14 protein-coding genes are annotated in these 22,913 nt (G+C 32.7%); all 14 read left to right on the forward strand.

Annotated elements, in window-relative coordinates; genetic code table 11:
• Position 1 precedes the first annotated feature (1 nt).
• The 14 genes from C8C83_RS19425 to C8C83_RS19490 all read left to right on the forward strand — a co-directional run bounded on the left by C8C83_RS19425 (position 2) and on the right by C8C83_RS19490 (position 22,903).
• Positions 2-937 carry an alpha/beta hydrolase gene (locus tag C8C83_RS19425; protein ID WP_121330235.1) on the forward strand — a complete coding sequence of 312 codons (936 nt, stop codon included), beginning with the start codon at positions 2-4 and terminating at the stop codon, positions 935-937.
• A 9-nt stretch (positions 938-946) separates the two neighbouring features.
• Entirely contained in the window at positions 947-1,915 is a 969-nt protein-coding gene (locus C8C83_RS19430) for a DUF4861 family protein (protein ID WP_121330236.1), read from the forward strand.
• 224 nt (positions 1,916-2,139) lie between these two features.
• The gene (locus tag C8C83_RS19435) at positions 2,140-3,312 is read left to right on the forward strand and encodes a glycoside hydrolase family 88 protein (protein WP_121331377.1); all 1,173 of its coding nucleotides are present in this window, start codon (positions 2,140-2,142) and stop codon (positions 3,310-3,312) included.
• 19 nt (positions 3,313-3,331) lie between these two features.
• Complete coding sequence (locus tag C8C83_RS19440) at positions 3,332-4,552, forward strand: glycoside hydrolase family 88 protein (protein ID WP_132011862.1); 1,221 nt, start codon at positions 3,332-3,334, stop codon at positions 4,550-4,552.
• A 188-nt stretch (positions 4,553-4,740) separates the two neighbouring features.
• Positions 4,741-6,342 carry a glycoside hydrolase 43 family protein gene (locus C8C83_RS19445; protein WP_121330237.1) on the forward strand — a complete coding sequence of 534 codons (1,602 nt, stop codon included), beginning with the start codon at positions 4,741-4,743 and terminating at the stop codon, positions 6,340-6,342.
• A 216-nt stretch (positions 6,343-6,558) separates the two neighbouring features.
• Positions 6,559-8,568, forward strand: a complete 2,010-nt coding sequence (pelA, locus tag C8C83_RS19450; protein WP_121331378.1) for a pectate lyase — start codon at positions 6,559-6,561, stop codon at positions 8,566-8,568.
• A gap of 236 nt (positions 8,569-8,804) precedes the next feature.
• Positions 8,805-10,154 (forward strand): glycoside hydrolase family 28 protein, encoded by a 1,350-nt coding sequence (locus tag C8C83_RS19455; RefSeq protein ID WP_121330238.1) that lies wholly within the window; start codon positions 8,805-8,807, stop codon positions 10,152-10,154.
• Between the two features lie 175 nt (positions 10,155-10,329).
• Positions 10,330-11,073, forward strand: a complete 744-nt coding sequence (locus C8C83_RS19460) for a rhamnogalacturonan acetylesterase (RefSeq protein WP_121330239.1) — start codon at positions 10,330-10,332, stop codon at positions 11,071-11,073.
• 802 nt (positions 11,074-11,875) lie between these two features.
• Entirely contained in the window at positions 11,876-12,253 is a 378-nt protein-coding gene (locus tag C8C83_RS19465; protein ID WP_121330240.1) for a hypothetical protein, read from the forward strand.
• A gap of 19 nt (positions 12,254-12,272) precedes the next feature.
• Positions 12,273-12,674: a hypothetical protein gene (locus C8C83_RS19470; protein WP_121330241.1), complete on the forward strand. Its 402-nt coding sequence runs from the start codon at positions 12,273-12,275 to the stop codon at positions 12,672-12,674.
• A 319-nt stretch (positions 12,675-12,993) separates the two neighbouring features.
• The gene (locus tag C8C83_RS19475) at positions 12,994-13,170 is read left to right on the forward strand and encodes a histone H1 (RefSeq protein ID WP_099708224.1); all 177 of its coding nucleotides are present in this window, start codon (positions 12,994-12,996) and stop codon (positions 13,168-13,170) included.
• Between the two features lie 312 nt (positions 13,171-13,482).
• Positions 13,483-17,532, forward strand: coding sequence for a two-component regulator propeller domain-containing protein (locus C8C83_RS19480; RefSeq protein ID WP_132011863.1), 4,050 nt, complete (start codon positions 13,483-13,485; stop codon positions 17,530-17,532).
• 894 nt (positions 17,533-18,426) lie between these two features.
• On the forward strand, positions 18,427-19,824 hold the full coding sequence (locus C8C83_RS19485) for a hypothetical protein (protein WP_121330242.1): 1,398 nt from the start codon (positions 18,427-18,429) through the stop codon (positions 19,822-19,824).
• Positions 19,825-19,870: 46 nt separating this feature from the next.
• The gene (locus C8C83_RS19490; RefSeq protein ID WP_121330243.1) at positions 19,871-22,903 is read left to right on the forward strand and encodes a TonB-dependent receptor; all 3,033 of its coding nucleotides are present in this window, start codon (positions 19,871-19,873) and stop codon (positions 22,901-22,903) included.
• Positions 22,904-22,913: the final 10 nt, after the last annotated feature.

Raw genomic sequence — 22,913 nt, forward strand, 5'->3', positions numbered from 1 at the left:
GATGAAGAAAATAGTATTGTTTTTAATGTTCTATTCTACTATAATTTCTGCGCAAAGCAAGTTTGAAATTGACACTTCATATACGGTAAAGAATACTTATAATAAGTTGATAAAACAATATCCTTTTATAACAATTGTAGAGTCAAAAAAGAATGAAAATGTTACTGAAATTTATGATGTTATCTATGATAAAAAGCAAAATAGAGACTTACATTTAGATTCTTATTTTTATAAAAAAGAAAAACAAAATCCAGCCGTAATTATGATTCACGGCGGTGGATGGAAATCAGGAAATAAAAGTCAGATGCGGGTTATGGCACAAGAAATAGCTTCAAAAGGGTATTCTTGTTTTGCGATTGAATATAGATTATCAAATGAAGCGAAATATCCGGAAGGGATTTATGATATTAAAAATGCGATTAAATTTATAAAAGATAATGCAAAAAAGTTTCACGTAGATCCAAACAAAATTGCCGTTTTAGGATGTTCTTCGGGAGGTCAAATGGCAGCTTTGATTGGTACAACAAATGATAATTTAGCTTTTGAAGATGGGCTTAATAAAAGTAAATCTTCATCAAAAGTAAATGCAATTATCGATGTAGACGGAATATTAGCATTTAAACATCCGGAATCTAAAGAAGGAGAAATGGCTGCATTTTGGCTAAAAGGTTCTTATGAAGAAAATCCGGAGAATTGGAAAAATGCTTCGGCTTTAAGCCATACAAATAAAAGTACGCCTCCAATCTTATTTATAAACAGTAGTTTTGATAGGTTTCATGCCGGAAGAGATGATATGATTGCAATTTTAAAAGAAAATAAGATTTACAGCGAAGTAAAAACGATTGAAAATTCGCCACATTCCTTTTGGTTTTTTCAACCTTGGTTTGATGAAATGATAGGATATACAACACAATTCTTGAACAAAATATTTAAATAATTTATATAAATGAAAACATTAATAACGGTATCAGCGGTTTTAGTTTTTGGACTTTCGGCTTGTAAAGCCCAAAACAAATACGATATAAAAACGGCAAAAACCTATGCCGAGTTATCGGTAAAAACAGATGGGAAATGGGAAAACAGAAAGTATATTGGAGGAACTGTTTTTAAGAACGTTGACAAACTAAAACTAGCTCCTGAACATACAGATCATTCGTTTGATATTCGTTATGAAGGTCCGGGTTGGGAAAATAACAGAATTGGATATCGCTTGTATTTAGACTGGAGAAATGCAATCGATATTTTCGGAAAAAAGACTTCTGCAATTGTTTTGCCACAAGTAGGGCAAGATAATTTTGATTCGTATCATGAAATGAGTGATTGGGGAGCTGATATTCTAAAAGCTGGAAAAGGAATTGGAATTGGTTCAATTGATCGTTATTTAAACAGCGAAAAACTACATTTTCATACTGTAGATTCTACGATTGCAAATGTTGAAAATAAAGTAAATGAATCTAAAGTAATCGTAAAATATTACGGTTGGAAAACGGCTTCTGATAATATTGATTTTACAACAGAATTAACCATTAAGCCGAACGAACTTTATACAGAACACAAAATTCAGGCTTCAAAAGAAATTAAAGGAATCTGTACCGGAATTGTAAAACAAAAGAAGGCTGAATTAATCAAAAAAGATAGCAAAAACAAAAAGTGGGCTTACTTGGCAACTTATGGTGAACAATCATTAGTTCCTGATAAATTAGGAATGGCAATTTTTTATAAAACAAGTGAAGTTGAGAATGTTGCTGATACTGATTTAGATTATCTTTTAGTCTTTAAACCAACTACTAAAGCACATTCGTTCTACTTTTTGGGAGCTTGGGAGCAAGAACAAAACGGAATTAAATCGAAAGAAGAATTTGTAAAGTACTTAGATCAAAAATTAGAAGTTCTGAACAAGAAAGGGAAGATGTAAGATGGTAAAGAGTAAAGAGTAAAGAGTAAAGAGTAAAGAGTAAAGAGTAAAGAGTAAAGAGTAAAGAGTAAGGTGGATTTTATTTTGGATTATAATTAAAAATGAAATCTGTGTGTATCTGCTTAAATCTTTTTAAATCTGCGTGAAAGAAATAACTAATTAAAATATTAAAAAGAAAATCTATTAAATCCTTTTAATCTGTGGCAAAAAAACAAATTAATCCCATGCTCAGAATTATTTTTCTGTTGTTATGCAGTAGTTCAATAATTGCTCAAAATAAACATGTAATTTCTAAAGATTTAAAATGGTCTGAAAAAACAGCACTTTCAATTTTAAATAATTATCCGAAAGCTTGGCAAATTGATGGCAACGAAAAACCAAAATGGGATTATAAAATGGGTTTTTTATTGTTTTCTTTTGAGAAATTATATCAAAAAACAAACGATCAAAAGTACCTGAATTATATAAAAGAATATGCCGATGAAATGATTGACAGTACTGGAAATATTAAAAAATACGACGAGAAAGAATACAATATCGATTATGTAAATCCGGGAAAAATTCTTTTTAATTTATATGATAAAACGAAAGACAATCGCTATCAAAAAGTAATTGTTCAATTAAGAAAACAACTTGAAAATCAACCCAGAACTGCGATTGGGGGATTTTGGCACAAACAAATATATCCCAATCAAATGTGGATTGATGGTTTGTATATGGCAGAACCTTTTTATACACAATATACGGTTAAGTATGAAAATGGAAAAAGTCTCGATGATATTGCAAAACAATTTGAGTTGGTTCACGATCATTTATTAGATAAAAAAAGTGGTTTGCCTTGTCAATGTTGGGATGAAAGTAAACAAATTGCGTGGGCAAATCCTGAAACGGGAACATCGCCAACAGTTTGGGGAAGAGGAATTGGTTGGTACATGATGGCTTTGGTAGAAACATTGGATTATTATCCTAAAAAGCATCCAAAACAGAAAGAATTAGTTAGCTATTTGAATCAAATATCAAAAAGTGTAATTGAGTATAAAAGTTCCTCAGGATTATGGTATCAGGTTGCTGATAAACCGGAATTAAAAGAGAATTATTTAGAACCTTCGGCTTCAGCGATGATTATTTATGCTTTGGCTAAAGGAAGTGATAAAGGATATTTAGCTTCTAATTATAAAAAAATAGCACAAAAGTCTTTTGATGCTTTTGTAAAAGAATTTGTCAAAACAGATGAAAATGGTCAGGTAAATATTCTAAACGTTTCGCCAAGTGTAGGTTTAGGTGGAAAGCCTTTTAGAGATGGTACAAATGAATATTATATCACCGGAAAAACAAAAGATAATGGTTCGCCCGCTTTAGCAGCATTTCTATTGAGTGCGCTAGAATTAAATAAGTAGAAATTAAAGTATTTTGATAATGAAAAAGAATATAAAACAAGGTTATTCAGTATTGGTTTTATTAATCTGTACAATGACTTTTACAAGTTGCAAAGTGACTTCGCAGGAAACGGCAAGTAAAGATATTGTTATTTCTAAAGACATGAAATGGTCTGATAAAATGGCTTTAACAATAATGAAACGCCATCCTCAAGCCTTTATGATTGATGATGCAAAGACTCCAAAATGGGATTATGTTCACGGTTTGGTTTTGCATTCAATGGAAGAATTGTATAAAAAAAATCCTGATTCAAGATATCCTGTTTATATTAAAGGATATGTGGATGCTTTGGTTCAAAATGATGGAATTATTAAAAGTTATGATCTTGATAATTATAATATTGACATGGTAGTTTCCGGTCGTTTACTTTTTAAAATTTATGAAAATACTAAAGAAGAAAAGTACTTAAAAGCATTACAAATGCTGCGCAAACAATTGACAGAACAACCAAGAACAGCAAGTGGTGGATTTTGGCATAAGAAAATATATCCAAACCAAATGTGGTTAGACGGTTTGTATATGGGAGAACCATTTTATGCAGAATACACAACAGTTTTTGAAAACGGAAAAGAATTGGACGATGTTGCAAAACAATTCGAATTGATTCAAAAACATGCCACAGATTCAAAAACAGGATTGTTATATCACGGTTGGGACGAAAGTAAACAAATGGCCTGGGCAAACAAAGAAACGGGAACTTCGCCAAATTTCTGGTCAAGAGCCTTGGGTTGGTATGCTATGGCGCTTGTAGATGTTCTGGATTATTTCCCAAAACAACATCCGAAACAAAAAGAACTTGTTGGATATCTAAACAGCGTTTCTGAAGCTTTAGCTAAATATCAGGATAAATCAGGATTGTGGTATCAGGTAACGGATAAAGGCAATAAAGAAGGAAATTATCTTGAAGCATCAGGATCATCAATGTTTGCTTATGCTTTTGCAAAAGGAGCAAACAAAGGTTATTTGCCTTCAAAATACAAAAAACTGGCAAACAAAGCTTTTGACGGATTAACCAAACAATTGATAAAAGTAGATGCTGACGGATCAATTACATTAACAGAAGCTTGTGCCGTTGCAGGATTAGGAGGAAGTCCGTACAGAGATGGTTCTTACGAATATTACGTAAAAGAAAGAAAAAAAGACAACGATCCTAAAGCAACAGGGCCATTTATTTTGGCAGCTTTAGAATTAAATCGATAACCTGAAAATCTCATAAAAAACCTGTCGGGTTTAATTACGAAAGAATAACCACAAAGTCTGTCATTTCGACGGAGTAGAAATCACACGCGTAAATCACATACTGTTGAAGACATTCTGTGTAGAATTTCTAGTGTGATTTCTCCTCCGTCGAAATGACAAAACGAGCTAAACCTCAATGATTATTAAAAATGAAAAGTATAAAAAATCTTTTTCTGTTATGCTCATTTTTCCTGATGCAAATTAATTTTGCTCAGGTTTGGGTACCTGATAACGGAGACGGAACTTATACAAATCCTATAATTCATGCTGATTATTCAGATCCGGATGTTGTTAGAGTAGGAGATGATTTTTATATGACAGCATCGTCTTTTAATTGCATTCCGGGATTGCCTGTTTTGCATTCTAAAGATTTGGTTAATTGGAAAATTCTTGGATATGCACTTAGTAAACAACCGCCATTTGAAACCTATAATAAAGTACAGCATGGTAATGGAGTTTGGGCGCCAAGTATCACTTTTCATAACAATGAATTTTATATTTATTATCCAGATCCAGATTTTGGAATTTATATGATAAAATCCAAAAAAGCCGAAGGTCCTTGGTCAGAACCACTTTTAGTAAAAGCGGGATTAGGTTTGATAGATCCGAGTCCGTTATGGGATGATGACGGAAAAAATTATCTCGTTCATGCCTTTGCGGGAAGTCGCGCACAGATAAAAAGTTTATTGGTAGTTTGCACAATGAATGCGGATGGTACAATAGTCAATACTGATGAGGTTATGATAATTGACGGACATGAAAGTGAAGGAACTATTGAAGGTCCAAAATTTTATAAGCGAAATAATTACTACTATATTTTTGCTCCAGCTGGCGGAGTTGCAACGGGATGGCAAACTGTTTTAAGGTCAAAAAATGTTTATGGTCCTTATGAAAAGAAGAAAGTTCTTGAACAAGGAACAACGACAATAAATGGTCCGCATCAGGGAGCTTGGGTACAAACACAAACTGGTGAAGATTGGTTTATTCATTTTCAGGATAAAGGAGCTTACGGAAGAATTGTGCATCTTCAGCCTATGAAATGGGAAAATGATTGGCCAGTGATGGGGCAGGATTTCGATAAAAACGGAATAGGAGAACCTGTCACTAGATTCAGAAAGCCAAATGTAGGAAGTAAATATTCAATAGAAGTTCCTGTAACATCAGATGAATTTAACGAATTAAAATTAGGCTTACAATGGCAATGGCAGGCAAATCCTCAAATCAATTGGGGTTTTCCAACAAGTCTAGGATATTTGAATTTGTTTTGTTTATCGACAATTAAAGAGGATCAGAAAATTTTTGAAGTTCCAAACTTATTACTGCAAAAATTTCCTGCCGAAGAATTTACCGCAACAACCAAACTGACATTTAATGCACGGTTAAACGGAGAATCAACCGGACTTTTGATAATGGGCTTAGATTATAGTTACCTGAATTTCAAAAACGATAACGGAAAATTATATCTGAATCAGAAAACGGGAACTTTCGATAAAAAAGTTTCAGAAACAGAAACTACACCAATTTTAATTTCGAACAATACAATATATCTTAGAGTAAAAATTAATAAAGGAGGAATTTGTAGTTTCTTTTATAGTTTAGATGATAAAATATACAAATCTATAGGATCTGATTTTGTGGCAAAAGAAGGAAAATGGATTGGTGCAAAAGTTGGTCTTTTTGCTTTAAGCAAGAAAGTAACAAACGATTCCGGTAATGTTGCCGTAGATTGGTTTAGAATAAATAAAGCTTAAAAATAGAAACAGGATTAATTTTTGTAAAAAAACGACTTCAGTAAACGGTGTTTTTTTGAACGAATTTATAAAAATGACAGTTTGATATATTGTAGGAAAAATAAAAGGTTATAACGAGTTCAAAATGATTTAATTTATAAAAAGTAGAGTTTTTGCCCTTATTATAGTGTTTAGGTTTTGCATTAAGATAAAATGACAAATAGAAATTTAAAAAAAATGATTCCATTAAAAAAAGCAATAGTATTCTTTTTGTTAATCGTGAGTTTTGAGTCAATTGCTCAGAATACGTTTAAGAATTGGCCTGATATTATTCGAAAAAATGATGCGGTTTGGTTTGCTTCGGCAGAAGCCAAAAATATTGCAGAAAATGTTTTGCTGTATCAAAGAAATATTGGTGGATGGCCAAAAAATATTCAAATGCAAAATGAACTTAGTGAAGCAGAAAAGCAAAAACTCATAGCACTAAAAAGTGATTTGCATGAGATAACCACAGATAATGGCGCGACTTGTCAGGAAATGCTTTTCATGTCCAGAATGTATGCGCAGGTTAAAGAGGAGAGGTATAAAGAATCATTTTTAAAAGGGCTTAATTATTTATTAGAAGCTCAATATAAAAATGGTGGCTGGCCTCAGTTTTATCCTTTAAAAAAAGGCTATTATACGCATATTACTTACAATGACGATTCGATGGTAAATATCCTGAATGTTTTAAAACAAGTGAGTGAAGAAACTGATTTTTACAGCATAAAACCATCAAAAGAAGTTGTTGAGAAAAGTAAAAAGGCATTTGATAAAGGGATTGATTGTATCTTAAAAACACAATACAAACAAAACGGAGTATTAACGGTTTGGTGCGCGCAGCATGATGAGGTTACTTTGGCTCCGGCGAATGCAAGAGCTTTTGAACTGGCGTCGCTTAGCGGATACGAATCGGCAAAAATTGTATTGCTTTTAATGTCGATCGACAAACCATCTGATCAAGTAATTACCGCAGTAAAAAATGCTCAGATTTGGTTCGAAAAAACAAAAATTACCAATCTCGAAGAGAAACGTGTTTTGAATGATGCCGGAAAAATTATAGACAAAAAAATGATTCCAACTCAAAATGCGGCACCAATATGGGCGAGATTTATGGATCTGGAAAGCAACAAACCTTTCTTTTGTGATCGTGACGGAATTAAGAAAAATTCGCTGGATGAAATTGGTTCAGAACGTAGAAACGGTTATTCATGGTATACAGATGCGCCAAAAGAAGTACTTAAAAAATACCAGAGTTGGGCAATAAATAATAGAGTAAAAGTTGCATTAAAAGAAACATCAGATAAAAAAAACGATAAGCTTATTACGGTAGCTTTGGATGGTTCAGGAGATTTTACAAAAATTCAGGACGCTATAAATGCCTGTCCTTCTTTTCCGTATGAGAAAGTAACAGTATTGTTAAAAAACGGAATTTACAACGAGAAAATCCGAATCCCGGAATGGAACACACATTTGGTTTTAATGGGAGAAAGCAAAGAGAAAACGATTATTCAGTTTGATGATAATTTTTCGAAAATTAATTTAGGGCGAAACAGTACTTTTTATACCTACACACTTTTGGTTGAAGCAGATGATTTTTCGGCTTCAAATTTGACAATTAAAAATACTTCGGGAGATAATGGACAGGCAATTGCATTGTCTCTGACAGGAAATCGTGTTCAGATTTCGAACTGTAATATTCTGGGGAATCAGGATACTTTGTACGTGTCAGGAAAAGAAGCGAAGCAATATTTTAAAGATTGCTATATCGAAGGTACAACCGATTTCATTTTTGGAAGTGCGACCGTTTTGTTTGAAAATTGCGAAATACGCAGTCTTAAAAATTCTTATATCACGGCTGCTTCAACACCTCAGGATACTGTTTTTGGATTTGTTTTTAAAAATTGCAAACTTACTGCGAATGAGATTTCAACAGCAGTTTATTTAGGAAGACCGTGGCGTATTTATGCCAAAACGGTTTACATCAATTGCGAGATGGGAAAACATATCAGATCAGAAGGTTGGGAAAACTGGTCAAAACCAGAAGCTGAAAAGAGTGCCTTTTATGCCGAATACAATTGCAAAGGCGAAGGTTTTCAACCAACAAAAAGAGTTTCATGGTCACATCAGCTAACAAAAGAAGAAGCTGAAAAATATACAAGCGAAAACATTTTGAAAGATTCGATTTCTAATTGGTATTCGAAGTAAATAATTTGACCACGGATTAAACGGATTAGCACTGATTTTTTTATTTTTTAATATTTAAAATTAAACCCGTGAAAACCCGTTTAATCTGTTAAAATCCGTGGGCAAAAAATTATGCATGAAAGACACAGATTAATCAGATCTACACTGATTTTTTTCTCTTTAGAGCGATAAATTTTAGAACAAAACCCGCGAAAACTCGTTCAATCCGTTAAAACCGTGGGCTAAAACATACACACATGAATATTAAATCTCTGCTTTTTCTATTAATTTCCTGGACTTCATTTGCTCAGAATACTGAATTTCCATCGGCTAAAGTAGATTCAATTGTCAATAGAATTCAGCTTCCGGTAATTCCTTCCTATCAAATTAATGTATTGAAAGTAGGAGCAAAAGGCGATTCAATTTTCAATAATAAGATGGCATTTGACAAAGCTATGGCATTGTGCAAAAAGAATAACGGCGGAACTATTATTGTCCCTAAAGGAATTTATAAAATTAAAGGACCAATTCATTTTGTAAGCAACGTTAATCTTAAAATAGAAAAAGGAGCAAAAATTAAATTTAGCGATAATCCTAAGGATTATTTGCCAATGGTTTTAACCAGTTGGGAAGGTACAATGTTGTACAATTATAGTCCGCTAATTTATGCTTACGAATGTTCGAATATTGCGATTACAGGTGAGGGGACAATTGATGGAGAAGGAGGAAAGATCTGGAAAAGTTTTAAAGCAAAAGAAGAATCCGGTAAAAAGCTAAGTCGGGATATGAATCATAATAATATTGCTTTGAAAGACAGAAAATTTGGGGAAGGTTATTTTTTACGTCCGCAAATGATACAGTTTTTCAATTGTAAAAATATTTTAGTCGAAAATATTAAAATTGAAAATTCGCCGTTTTGGTGTTTACATTTATTAAAATCACAAAGCATTACTGTTCGTGGAGTACATTATAAATCATTAAATTATAATAACGATGGTATTGATCCGGAATATGTAAAAGATGTTTTAATTGAAAATGTAACTTTCGATAACGGAGATGACAACGTAGCTGTAAAAGCAGGGAGAGATCATGAAGGAAGAACAAATTCGGCAACACCAAGTGAGAATATTGTCATTAGAAACTGCAATTTCAAAGGGCTTCATGGTGTCGTTATCGGAAGCGAAATGTCAGCGGGAGTTCAGAACGTTTATGTTGAAAATTGTAAAACCGTTGGGTACTTAAAAAGAGGAATTTATTTAAAAACCAATGCTGACAGAGGAGGTTATATTAAAAATATATTTGTTCGAAATATTAATCTCGATACTGTCGAAGATTGTCTGTATATCACAGCAAATTATCACGGTGAAGGAAGCGGTTTTCAGTCGGAAATATCAAATATTTACTTTTCTAATATTACCTGCAATAAAGCAACCCAATCAGGAATTGTAATTCAGGGATTTCCGGATAAAAAAGTTCGCAATATCTCCCTCAACAATATAGAGATCAAATGGGCAAAAAATGCAATTTCAAGTGAAAATGCTGAAAATGTAGTATTGAATGAAGTTTTTATAGGGGAAAAAGCAACGGTTCCATCGGCCGCTAAATAGGTTTTTTTTAGAGGTTCAAAGGTTCATAGTTGCAAAGGAACAAAGATTTTCCGTAGAGGTGCACTGCAGTGCATCTATTGGTAGGATACCAAAATTTGATAAAGAATAAAAACACCAGTAAAAATCCGTCTAAACCCGCAAAATCCGTGCGCTATTAATCACCAACTAATAAAATATGAAATACTACATAATAATCCTCTTGCTAATCACAACAACTTGTTTCGCTCAAAAAACGACATTATACACTATTGGTGATTCGACAATGGCCAACAAAAAAGATCCTGACAAAAATCCGGAACATGGTTGGGCACAAGTATTGCAGCCTTTCTTTAAAGATAATATAATAGTAGAAAATAAAGCTGTAAATGGTAGAAGTACAAAAAGCTTTATTAACGAAAAACGTTGGGATTCTATTTATAAGAGATTAAAAAAAGGAGATTATGTTTTTATTGAATTTGGTCATAATGATGAAAAAATAGAAGACTCTACACGTTACACTAATCCGCATACTGCATATCGATACAACTTAATTCGATTTGTAAAAGAAAGTCGTGAAAAAGGTGCAATTCCGGTATTATTTACGTCTATTGTCAGACGAAATTTTAATGAAAAAGGAGTGTTAGTTCCTACACATGGAGATTATCCTGTCGAAACCAGATTAGTAGCTCAAGAGTTTAACGTGCCTTTTATTGATTTAGAATATTATACAGAAAAATTGGAACAATCTTACGGTCCGGAAAAATCAAAACAATTACACCTGCACTTTAAAGCAGGAGAAAATGCTTATTATGATAAAGATAAGGCAGACGATACCCATCTTTCATTAAAAGGAGCGACTACTATTGCTCAAATTGTTATAGATCAGATTAAACTTGTGAACGACTCTTCCCTGGAAAAACTTAAAAAAGGAGTTAAATAATATTAATGTCCTAAGTTGTGGTTTTAAAAACTTTTAGAGGTAACTATTATCTATAAACTGAACGAAATTTGCTATTGATATTAAGAACAGTAGTTATAGGTTAATTGTTTTTTTTTATATTATTCTATTTTAATATTTTGATAATTCTAGATAAGATGCCTAATTAAGGTATTCTTTTTGAAGTTAGTTATTTTTTGTTGTTTTAGGCAGTTATGTATTGGTTTTAATTTATAGTAGGATAAAAATTATAGTCAATACTGATGAAATTAAGTTTTTAAGACTGCCTAATCAACAATTTTATTTTGTTACAAACTAATTAGGTAAAATGAGGAAACTTTGGTTTCCTCATTTTTATTTTGGGTAAGATTTAAAAATATATTGCATTTTTTTTGAATTTAATCATCTAAAATATTGATAAATTTTTTCAAATCTATGTTTTGATCTTGTAAAAAAAACATAGCGTTTTTCATTGCAAGACCAAGTATTTATTATATTAAGTACAATAAGGTCTGATTGCATTTCTCAAAACTTTCCCCTACTTAAACAATCCTATTACTGAACTATTATTTTCAGTTCAGCTCTTCAATATTAATATTTTGAATTCAACACTATATAGCTATTTCTTTAATGAGGAATGTCTTAATCTATAAGTTTAAAAACTTTTACAGGCAAAAATAAGTTGGCTTTCGCAAGACCTTTGCATCTTCAAATTGAGGTGTTTAGAAATTTGTTTTAAATATTCACCTAAAAATTAGATTGATAGATTTTAAAAGAAATAATAATAACCCATAATATTAAAGTTATGAAGAATAAATTACTCCCGCTATTTGTTGTATTAGGTTTAGGTAGTTTTTCAGCTTACTCTCAAGTAGGCATAGGGACAAATAATCCTGATCCTTCAGCACAATTACATGTTCAGGCTACAAATAGAGGTGTTTTAATTCCTAATGTTAAGCTAACGAGCACTACAGATGTTGTGACAATTAATAATCCTGCTGAAAGCTTGTTAGTTTTTAATGCGGTTACGGCATCGGATGTTACTCCTGGATACTACTACTGGCTTAATAACAAATGGAATAGAATTGCGCTTTCTGGTGAAAGCACGGGTCTGAATGGACTTGATGGAAAAGATGGAAAAGACGGTTTAGCCGGAGCAGCAGGAGTACCTGGTGCAAGATAATCAGGGAACATTTTTAAAAATGTTTAAAAGAAAGTTTAAAGATGAATTTGAATTTCACGAAAATTCGTTTTCAGGTACTAATGAGAATGAAACTCTGGATTATGACAGATGTATTTATGTTGTCTATAATAAGAATGAATTTCTGGATTTTTTAAAATTAGATAAAAAAGGTACCAACATTTTAGTTTGCCTGTTCAATAAACAATTATATAGTAGTCTGACTTTTTTAAACGAACTTAAAAGTTTAATTATGGTAGATGGTTCTAATAACAAGGCGCAAATCATGAAGGATTTGAAATCGTATTTTAGAGCAAAATCAGATTTTGCGATGCAGACAACACCACGAGTGATTTCTCAAAATTTAAGTTCTCTAAAAACCAAATTCAGCAATTTTGATAAAGCTGTGTATTTTTTAATGTAGTTTGTGTGTTTTTTATATTTTCTATTCTTGTAGACTAGAAACTATTGGTGCAGGGTATATGTTGTTCTATATCCTGCACTTTTTTTGTCTAAAAACGGCATTGTAGCACTGTTTGTGACATTAATGCTAATTTAAAAAGAGCATCACAAAAAAGAATGGTTTTTGTAAGTGTATAATTAGTAGACTGTTATGTTTTTAAATTTGTAACTTGTGATGAATCTTTGCTGAAGTGCCTAAAAGTGGGATAAATTTAACATCTAATATGCTGTATCTAACGTCTAAAATTTTATTTTTGCCACTTAATTTAATAAGTATAAGCATGAAAGATCTATTAGTAAAAATCAACGCCGAAATCGAAACATTTAAAGCAGAAGCTGAGTCTTTAACTGAAAAAGGTGTTAAAGCTGCTGGACCAAGAGCACGTAAATCAACTTTGGAAATTGAAAAACTTTTAAAAGAGTTTAGAAAAGTTTCTATCGAAGAATCAAAAAAATAATATTTGTATTCAGGTATAGAACCTCGTTTAAGTAAATTAAACGAGGTTTTTTTATGTCTTGTCTTCAACAAAATTGCTTTTTTGTCCTGCATTAATGTGCGAAGCATTTTTTATATAATTCCGTATAGAATCAAATCGATTTTATACGGAATTATTATTTATAGGGATTGGTTTATTAAAAATACGGAATATGGAAAAAGTCTTATAAATAATGACGGATATGTGAATTTTGTTTACTTGTTTTTATGAAATATTTACAAAATTAGCTTATAATTGTGCTTTTTACACCAAACCAAAAAACACCACCTTATTTTGAAGTATTTTCTCCAATATTGTTTACTTTTTATAGGTTTTACATCCATAGTTCAAGCACAGGATAATCCAGTTAAATTTCTGGATATATCTGATGGTTTATCAAATAATTCTGTAACTACAATATTTCAGGATAGTGATGGTTATTTGTGGTTTGGAACTTATGATGGATTAAATCGTTATGACGGTTATAATTTTAAAGTCTATCGCAATAGAATCAACGATAAAAACTCCTTGTCATTCAATACGATTTATGATATCGAAGGAGATTCAAGAAACAATATTTGGGTTGGCGGTTCTAACGGAATTTGTATTTATAATAAAACCAATGCAACTTTTCGCTCCGTTGAATATGTGATTTCAAATAAGAAACCAAAGTATTTAAAAGATATTATACACCAAACCAGCGCCATTTCTAATAATATGGTTTTGGTGGCTTCGCAAAATTTGGGTTTAATAAGTTTTGAAAACGGATCATTCGTTGGGAAACATATTCCGCTTAAAGCGAAAGAGAATAAATCAAACATCGATAATTATGATGCGATCGCCATTCAGGACGACAAGAAAAAGGGACATTCCTGGATTTATGTCAGAAACGTTGGTGTTTGTAGTTTCGATTATAAATCAAAAACTTTAAAAGTCGTTTATCCGCTTTCTATAGAGGTAAAAGCGATGAAATTAACTTTTGATGGAAATCTTTGGTTAGGAACAGATGAAGGACTTTTTCTCTTTAATACACAATCTGGTCTTCTTTCAGAGAATTATTTTACCAATAAGTGCAGCGTTACAGACATTCTTACAGATAAGAAAAAGGAGGTTTGGATCACAACAGATGGCTGTGGAATTTACAAAGTGACAGGAACGAACAAGAAAGCAATTACATCGAATACTGTAAAAGACAATAATCTGGTTAAAAGTAATTCGGTTTGGAGTTTGTATGAAGACAAATCGGGAAACAAATGGTTTGGTACTTTACGCGGTGGAATTAGTATGTTGAGTAATACACCAAAATATTTTAAAAGTATTCGTTACAATGCCAATGATCCTGCCGAAAACTTTATTTTATCGTTCTGCGAAGACGAAAAAAATAACCTTTGGGTTGGTACTGACGGAGCAGGATTAAAATATTGGAATCGAAAAAATAATACTTACAGTAATTACAGTAACAAGCTTCTGAGTAATTTTATTACCAGTATAATTAGAGATAATAATAACGAAATCTGGTTATCGACCTGGGCTGGCGGTGTAAATAAAATTAATCCGAAGAACAATACCGTTACCCATTATTCTTGTTATAATCCGTTTACAAAACAAACAGAAAAGAACATTTGGTTTGTTTATAAAGATGCTAAAGCCAATATTTGGGCAAGTGCGACAAACGAAGGTTCGTTATATCTTTTTAATAAAGCGAAAAATAATTTTGAACTCTTTGACAAATCCATCACAAATTTGCAATGTCTGATTCAAACGAGCGAGGGTAAACTTTGGGGAGGAAATTATACGTCATTATTTTCTATAGAAAAAGCAACAAAAAAGATCCATAAAATAAACATCGGCAATCCTGTAAGATGCATTCATGAAGACAAAGACAAAAATCTCTGGTTAGGAACTCAGGAAGGCGGCTTATTATTATTTGATCGAAAAACAAATACTTTCAAGCGACTGACTACAGATGATGGTTTGCCATCAAATACTATTTTGAGATTACTCGAAGATAAAGAAGGTAATCTCTGGATGAGCACGTATAATGGTATTTGCAGATTTGATAAGAAGCAAAAAACGTTTAGAAATTTCTCTGTAAACGATGGACTTCAGAGCAATCAATTTAGTTTTAATGCGGGAATTAAATTATCTACAGGAGAGTTTTTATTTGGCGGAATTAATGGTTTTAATATCTTTTTTCCAGAGGCAATAAAAGGATACAATCAGCAAAATAATCTTTTGTTGTCCGATTTTTATGTGAATAATCAGCCTATTGAAGAGAGTAAAACAGATTTAATTTCAGAATGGGATTCCAATAAAATCAAAGAAGTGAGTTTGCCTTATGATCAGACTACATTATCACTGGAATTTGTTGCCCTGGACTATAATAATGCCGACAAAATAAATTATGCTTATTTCCTTGAAGGCTGGGATGAACAATGGAATTTTGTAGGTCAGGCCCGAAAAGCAAATTATTCGAGATTGCCCGAAGGAAAATATACTTTTAAAGTAAAAACAACCAATTTTAAAGGCGGCTGGAACAAAGAGGAAAGTTTAATTATTATAAACGTTTTACCGCCTTGGTACAGAACATGGTGGGCTTATATGTTGTATTTATTAGCAGGTATTGCGAGTATTTTTGCTTATTTGGAATATCATAAAAATAAAGAAAAACTAAAGTACAAGGTTAAAATTGCCGAACTGGAAAGCAAGAAAGAAAAAGAAATTGCCGAAAAACAATCTTCAATGTTTACGTATATCTCGCATGAGTTTCGTACGCCGCTTTCGCTGATTATTAATCCGCTGAAAAAAGCAGTTCAAAAAGAAAGTGTCCAAAATGGATCTTCGGGGAGTGATTTGGCGATTGCACATAGAAACGCAAGACGGCTTTTGAGTCTTGTCGATCAGTTATTGCTTTTTAGAAAAGCCGAAAATGATGCAGATTCGCTTAGATTATCGACAATTAACGTTAATAATTTATGTAATGAAGTCTATCAGTGTTTTGTCAATCAGGCAAAAGAGAAAAATATTCAATACAATTTTAATATTCCCGATCATGAAATTGAAATTATTGGCGATTATGAAAAAATCGAAATTTCGCTGTTCAATTTAATGTCAAATGCTTTTAAATACACACCAATAAACGGTACAATTAATCTCAATCTTGATGAGAATGATCGTGAAGTAATTCTGGAAATTGCAGATAATGGCGATGGAATTGATAAAAAGGATATTGATGTTATTTTCGAAAAATTCAAGCAAATCAATTCTAAAGTTTCGGTTGGAACCGGTTTTGGAATTGGACTTTATATTGTAAAATATTTTGTAGACAAACACAAAGGTTCTGTAAGCTGTACAAGTGAATTAGGAAAAGGAAGTGTTTTTAAACTAACCTTTCTAAAAGGAAACAGTCATTTTGAAGATGTAGAAATTACAACCGAAATTCCGCAAAGAAGTCAATTGTTTAATGAATTGATTGTTGATGAAATCGAAGAAAATAATTCATTTTCTAATACTTCAGTTTCAGAAAATGATTTTCAGAGAATAATGCTGACGGATAAACGGACTGTTTTAATAATTGATGATAATGCCGAAATCAGAGCTTATCTCATCAAATTATTTTCGGAAAACTATATTGTTTATAGTGCAGAGAATGGAGAAGAAGGTTTGAAATTGACTAAGAAACACATGCCTGATTTGGTAATAAGTGATATTACAATGGAGGAAATGGATGGTTTAGAATTGTGCCGAAAGATAAAAGAGAATCCTGCTTTGTCACATATTCCGGTAATCTTATTAACAGCATCAAAAAATCCAGAAACCCATTTGCAGGGAATCAGCGATGGAGCCGACGATTATATCACAAAACCATTTGACGATGATATACTCGTGGCGCGTGTAGAATCGTTGTTGCGAAACCGTAGTAATCTTAGGACTTATTTCTTAGATAGTATTACGCTTAAAGAAAACACACAAAAAGTTCCGGTAGAATACCAGGAAATCCTCAAGAAATGCATTGATATTGTAGAAGCCAATATCCATAAGAGAGACTTCACGATTAAAAATTTCGCACTCGAAATGGGAATGAGTCACAGAACGCTTTATACTAAGATTAAAATTATTTCGGGGCAAACTTTAAACGCGTTTATACGTTCTGTCCGAATTCGAAGAGCAGCGATGTTGATGTTGACCGAAGATATAAATATCACTCAGGCAAGTGCCGAAGTTGGTTTTGAAGACCCAAAATATTTCAGACAGCAATTTGTGAAACTATTTGGAATGACGCCATCGGAATATATTAAAAAATACAAAAGTTCTTTCAACGCAGATTTGAATATTATTAAATAATTTGATTTGAGTTCAATATTGTCATTTTTTGTTGCTGGAATTTTTGAAGAAGTTCCGTAGGAACAAAATATATTTTAAGGATGGATTTTAATCCATCCTTCGCAATGGGAATCGACAATCTTATCATCCTGAGCGAAGTCGAAGGACACACTAGTAGCTCGACAAAGATTGGTCTTTGCGAGGAACGAAGCAATCTCATTTGCTGAATAAAATTCGTGATTTTTGTTAGTGTGGTTGCTTCGTTCCTCGCAATGACAAATATGGTGTTGTTTTTTATGTCAAACAAAAACGCAAACGTTTTAGCCGCAAAATACTATCAAAAACAGATAATTGCGTATTGTTTAAAAATATGTAGTTATTTTTTTATAGTATGTAATTTTTAACCCAAAATAATAGTTAATTACGATTTTGACCTCCTTTTTTTTCCATTTTACCCCTCCTTAAAAGTTGAAACTCGACATTACTTTGCACTTATAGTAATATTTAAGTTGTATTACTGTGTATGTTATAAGTGTTTATTTTACGATAAGTTTTTTTGTCTGTTTAAAGAATTGAGCCTTCTTTAAAAAAAGATAGTAAGAGTTGGTTTTACGTATTACTTATCAAACCCGCAGAAAAAAAGCTGCGGGTTTAAATAGATTTAAAAAGAATGTTTCAACTCAATTAGATAATGAGATAATTAGTCAATTAGATAATTATTACTGATACTAAATCTCTCGTTATGGAATTATAAAAAAGTCAATGCGAAAATTATTAAATCGAGTCAATTATCTCATTTTCTAATTATCAAATTAAAAAAAGTCAATGAGAGAATTATTAATCCGGCCAATTATGTAATGATCTCATTTTCTAATTATCAAATTAACTAACTAACCTAACCTTAAAATTAAAGAAATGAAAAGAAATGTATTTTTATTTTTTCTAACCCTTTTTGGTCTCCTTTTAACCGGATGCCAAAATAACGAATCAGATTTTCCAAGTTCTGATAATCCTACGGTGGTTGTGTCTACAAAAGAAATTTACGGCGCACCAAGTAGAAAGTTTGAGATAAAAGCCGCTTTGGCTGATGATTTAGGATTAAAGAGTGTACAAATTCAAATTCCGGAATTGTCTCTGGATAAAGTAATCTCATTTGCTACAGATCCTTTACTTAAAACGTATGATTTGAGTTACTTTTTTGAAATTCCTGCTAACAGAGGAACTTCTGAAGCTTTCAAAATAAAATTAATCATTACGGATGTTTCCGGTAACGCAATTAATGAAGAAATTAATTTACGTTTAGATGGAGAATTTGCCGCACCGGCAATAACAATGATAACACCAAAAGAAGGAGCTGTCGTCTTATTGTCTACAAGCAAAGAAATGCCAGTAAACTTTGTAGTTAATGACGATTCAGGAATTGATTATATACAGGTAAAATGTGCTGAATTAGGGATTGATGAAATGGTTCAGTTACAAGGAGCGCCACAATCTTATACATTCAATAAAACGTATACATTACCAGTGACTGCGGCAAACTATGTATTGACAATTACCGCGAGAGATAAATTTGCGATTCCAAATACAGGAACTTTAAATGTAAATATAGTTGCGACAAACGAATATCCTGCAATCTATTTATGCGACCAGCCAAAAGGTACCAACCTTACTACAGATGCTGTTGGAGTTCCGATGTATTTCCATGAGAAAAACGGACAGGATTTTGAATTCAAATATTATGCTGACAAAGACAATAAAGAAGTTTATTTCTTAGGTCAGGAATCAGACTTTGCCCCACATTGTTTTGGTTTGAATGAAGCAGGAACTTTAGTTGATGATGTTGCTTCAACTCCAATTATTTTACCTACAAAAGGATATTACATCATAAAAGTAAATCCAAATACATTGAAATACACCGCAACTAAATACACGCCATCAAGCAAAGTTTGGGCAGATATTGCAAACGGATTATGGCATGATGTTGAAGCACAAAGAAGACCTTTCGTAAGTGTTTGCGGTAGCGGAATTCAAGGTGCAGATTGGGATACCTGGACGGCATGGGTTCAAACAGGATTACACTTAGCAAACAACCCAAACAATCCTTATCAATTAGTAGGAGAATATACTTTGACAGGTCAATTAGAAGCGACTTTTACAGGTCAATGGTGGAATCCGTCATGGAGATTAATTAAAAATGGTATTTGTACAATGTCACCGGGAGAAAACGGAAATGCTAAATATCCTGCTGCTCCGGGAGTGTACAAAGTAGTGTTGGATACAGAGTTAGAAAGAGTATTTATCACAAAAAAATAAGTTGTTGTAACCCAGTTATAACATTTAATTAAAAAAATAACTTGATATGAAATTTAAATATATAGGATTTTTTATTGCCCTGATGTGTACCGCAGTATCATTTGGACAAATAAAAATAAAAGGTATTGTTAAAGACAAAGGCAATGTGCCAATTCCGGGAGTAAACCTAATCGTTAAAGGTACATCTACAACAGGCGCAACTGATTTTGACGGAAACTATGTAATTAGTGTTCCAAATAAAAATGCTCAGATCGAATTTTCATTTGTTGGTTTTACCAATCAAACCGTTTCCGTTGGCGACAAAACGGAGATCAATGTAATTATGCAGGAATCTAGTCAGGCATTAGATGAAATCGTGGTTGTGGGATATGCTGCCGTTAAAAAGAGCGACGTGACCAGTTCAATTTCTTCAGTAAAAGGAAAAGAACTTCAAACTATGACTGTTGGTAACGTTGCCGAATCTTTGCAAGGTAAAGTATCTGGAGTTCAGGTTACCGGACAAGGTGGTCCCGGAGCACAACCAAGAGTTTTAATCCGCGGTATATCGACGGTAAACCTTAGTACGGATCCACTTTATGTAGTTGACGGAATCCCAATGGGAACTAGTATTAACTTCTTAAGCAATAACGAAATCGAATCTATGGAGGTTCTTAAAGATGCTTCTGCAAGCGCAATTTACGGTTCTCGTGCTTCTAATGGAGTTATTTTGATTACAACAAAAAAAGGAAAAGCTGGTAAAACAAGATTCAATTTTGATATGAGTTCAGGAATGCAATTGATGAACAATCCGTATCATATGGCTGATGCCGAAGGTTATGCCACAATCATGAACAAAGCTTACAACAATTCGGGATATGCAGATTATTTGCCAAATCCTTCTCAATACAAAGGAAAAACAACCAATTGGTGGGATGCAGGAATCAAAGCTGGTGCTCCGGTTACAAATGCTTCTTTAGGAGTTAGCGGAGGATCAGATACACATACTTACTCTGTTAGTTTGAATTATTATAACGCAGAATCTATTTATGAAGTTGGAGGATGGGAAAGAATTACGATGAGAATCAATAACGATTTTAAATTTTCGGATAAATTCAAAGCCGGAATTACTTTGAATCCTCGTTATGAAACTTATGGAAGTCCTGGGAACTGGGCCGATTTTGATAGAATTGATCCAATTACACCAATTTACAAACCGGCAAATCAGTTAACAGGATTAGAAAACGAATACAGTATATATGCACGTTCTCCTTCATATGTATGGAATCCGATTGCAGCTGTAAAACGTTATGATGATTTTACAGATCAGTACAATTTAAATACTAATGGATATTTGCAATACGAGCCAATCAAAGGATTAGTATTTCGTACACAAGCTTCTATTGAAGTTGGAGATAAAGTAAGAAGTAAATTCACACCGGATTTTATAATCGATGCAGCACACGAAAAAGCAGAAATTAATACTATCGAAAGATGGAATACAACAAACGTAGATTGGACATGGCAAAATACTGCTACATATTCTAAAACAATTGCAGATAAGCATCATGCTTCTTTAATGATTGGTAACACAATGGAAGAGTATAATGGTAAAGATCTTTGGGGTTATGGCGAAGGAGTTCCTAACAACACAGATGCAATGAGAGAGTTGAATGCTGCAACCAAAAACCGTAATAGCGGTGGTAACAGCTGGTCAAGTTCTTTGATGTCTTATATTTCGCGTTTTTCTTATAACTACGATAGCAAATATTATTTTACAGGAACATTCAGACGTGATGGATCTTCAAAATTTATGACCAATAATAAATGGGCAAATTTCCCTTCGGCTTCTGTTTCATGGAGAATTTTAAATGAAGGATTTATGTCATCAACAAAAGATGTTTTGAGCGATTTAAGATTCAGAGCAGGTTGGGGTAAAGTAGGAAATCAAGGTTTACCAACAGCAGTTTACCAATCAAATATTGGGCAAGGATTTTATCCTATAGGATCTGTAGTTACAGATACTTCTTTTCCGTCATCAATGGCAAACAAAGACATTAAATGGGAAACAGTTGAAGATGTAAGTTTTGGACTTGATTTTGGATTATGGAAAAACAAACTTTCAGGATCGTTAGAATATTATCAGAAGAAAACAGAAGATATGTTGTTTAAGAAACAATTTCCAACATACAGCGGTTTTCCAAATTATTCAACAATCTGGACAAATGTAGGTTCAATGCAATCAAGCGGAATCGATTTGTTGATCTCTTATAAAGATAAAAAAGGTGATTTCTCTTATGGAGCCGATGTAACTTTTACAACCGTAAACGTAAAAATGTTGTCACTATCTGCAGATGGAGAAAGATTGTACGGAGCCGGAAACAGAACACTTACAACGAAAGGCGAAGAACCGGGATATTTTTATGGATATGTTGCTGATGGATTATTCCAAAATCAAACAGAATTAAATGCACATACAGATGAACACGGAACCAAATTACAACCGTATGCACAATTAGGAGATATTCGTTTTAAAGATGTTAACGGCGATGGAAAACTAGATGATAAAGACAGAACAAAAATTGGTTCTCCTTGGCCAGATTTCAATGTAGGATTGAATTTGACTTTAGCGTACAAACAATTTGATTTGGTAGCAAATTTCTATTCAAGTATTGGAAATGATATCGTTAACCAAAACATTTCAGATTTATATAATGGTACAAGTTTAAGCAACAAAGTAAACGGATTAGACCAAATGGCTTGGCATGGAGAAGGAACTTCAAATTATGTTCCGCGTTTGTCTAAAGACGATAACAACGAAAACTTCAGCAAATTCTCTTCTTTTTATGTAGAAGATGGTTCTTATGTTCGAATGAAAAACCTTCAGGTTGGATTTTCATTCTTTAACAAATTTGGTTTAGACAAATTGAGAATCTCATTATCAGGTCAGAATTTATGGACCTGGACAAAATATACAGGAGTTGATCCGGAAGTTGCGGGTGGAGATCCTAAACAAGATGACGGAGTTAAAGGATCAGGTTTTGGAGGATGGAACTATCCGGTTCAGCCAACAATTTTGATGGGTCTTAATGTAGCATTTTAATAAAAAACGA

The organism is Flavobacterium sp. 90, assembly GCF_004339525.1.
In the GTDB taxonomy this organism is placed as follows: domain Bacteria; phylum Bacteroidota; class Bacteroidia; order Flavobacteriales; family Flavobacteriaceae; genus Flavobacterium.

What these genes read in the sequence shown, in the direction of transcription:
- C8C83_RS19425 (WP_121330235.1), top strand. Translation starts at nt 2, where the DNA reads ATGAAGAAAATAGTATTGTTTTTAATGTTCTATTCTACTATAATTTCT.
- C8C83_RS19430 (WP_121330236.1), top strand. Translation starts at nt 947, where the DNA reads ATGAAAACATTAATAACGGTATCAGCGGTTTTAGTTTTTGGACTTTCG.
- C8C83_RS19435 (WP_121331377.1), top strand. Translation starts at nt 2,140, where the DNA reads ATGCTCAGAATTATTTTTCTGTTGTTATGCAGTAGTTCAATAATTGCT.
- C8C83_RS19440 (WP_132011862.1), top strand. Translation starts at nt 3,332, where the DNA reads ATGAAAAAGAATATAAAACAAGGTTATTCAGTATTGGTTTTATTAATC.
- C8C83_RS19445 (WP_121330237.1), top strand. Translation starts at nt 4,741, where the DNA reads ATGAAAAGTATAAAAAATCTTTTTCTGTTATGCTCATTTTTCCTGATG.
- pelA (WP_121331378.1), top strand. Translation starts at nt 6,559, where the DNA reads ATGATTCCATTAAAAAAAGCAATAGTATTCTTTTTGTTAATCGTGAGT.
- C8C83_RS19455 (WP_121330238.1), top strand. Translation starts at nt 8,805, where the DNA reads ATGAATATTAAATCTCTGCTTTTTCTATTAATTTCCTGGACTTCATTT.
- C8C83_RS19460 (WP_121330239.1), top strand. Translation starts at nt 10,330, where the DNA reads ATGAAATACTACATAATAATCCTCTTGCTAATCACAACAACTTGTTTC.
- C8C83_RS19465 (WP_121330240.1), top strand. Translation starts at nt 11,876, where the DNA reads ATGAAGAATAAATTACTCCCGCTATTTGTTGTATTAGGTTTAGGTAGT.
- C8C83_RS19470 (WP_121330241.1), top strand. Translation starts at nt 12,273, where the DNA reads ATGTTTAAAAGAAAGTTTAAAGATGAATTTGAATTTCACGAAAATTCG.
- C8C83_RS19475 (WP_099708224.1), top strand. Translation starts at nt 12,994, where the DNA reads ATGAAAGATCTATTAGTAAAAATCAACGCCGAAATCGAAACATTTAAA.
- C8C83_RS19485 (WP_121330242.1), top strand. Translation starts at nt 18,427, where the DNA reads ATGAAAAGAAATGTATTTTTATTTTTTCTAACCCTTTTTGGTCTCCTT.
- C8C83_RS19490 (WP_121330243.1), top strand. Translation starts at nt 19,871, where the DNA reads ATGAAATTTAAATATATAGGATTTTTTATTGCCCTGATGTGTACCGCA.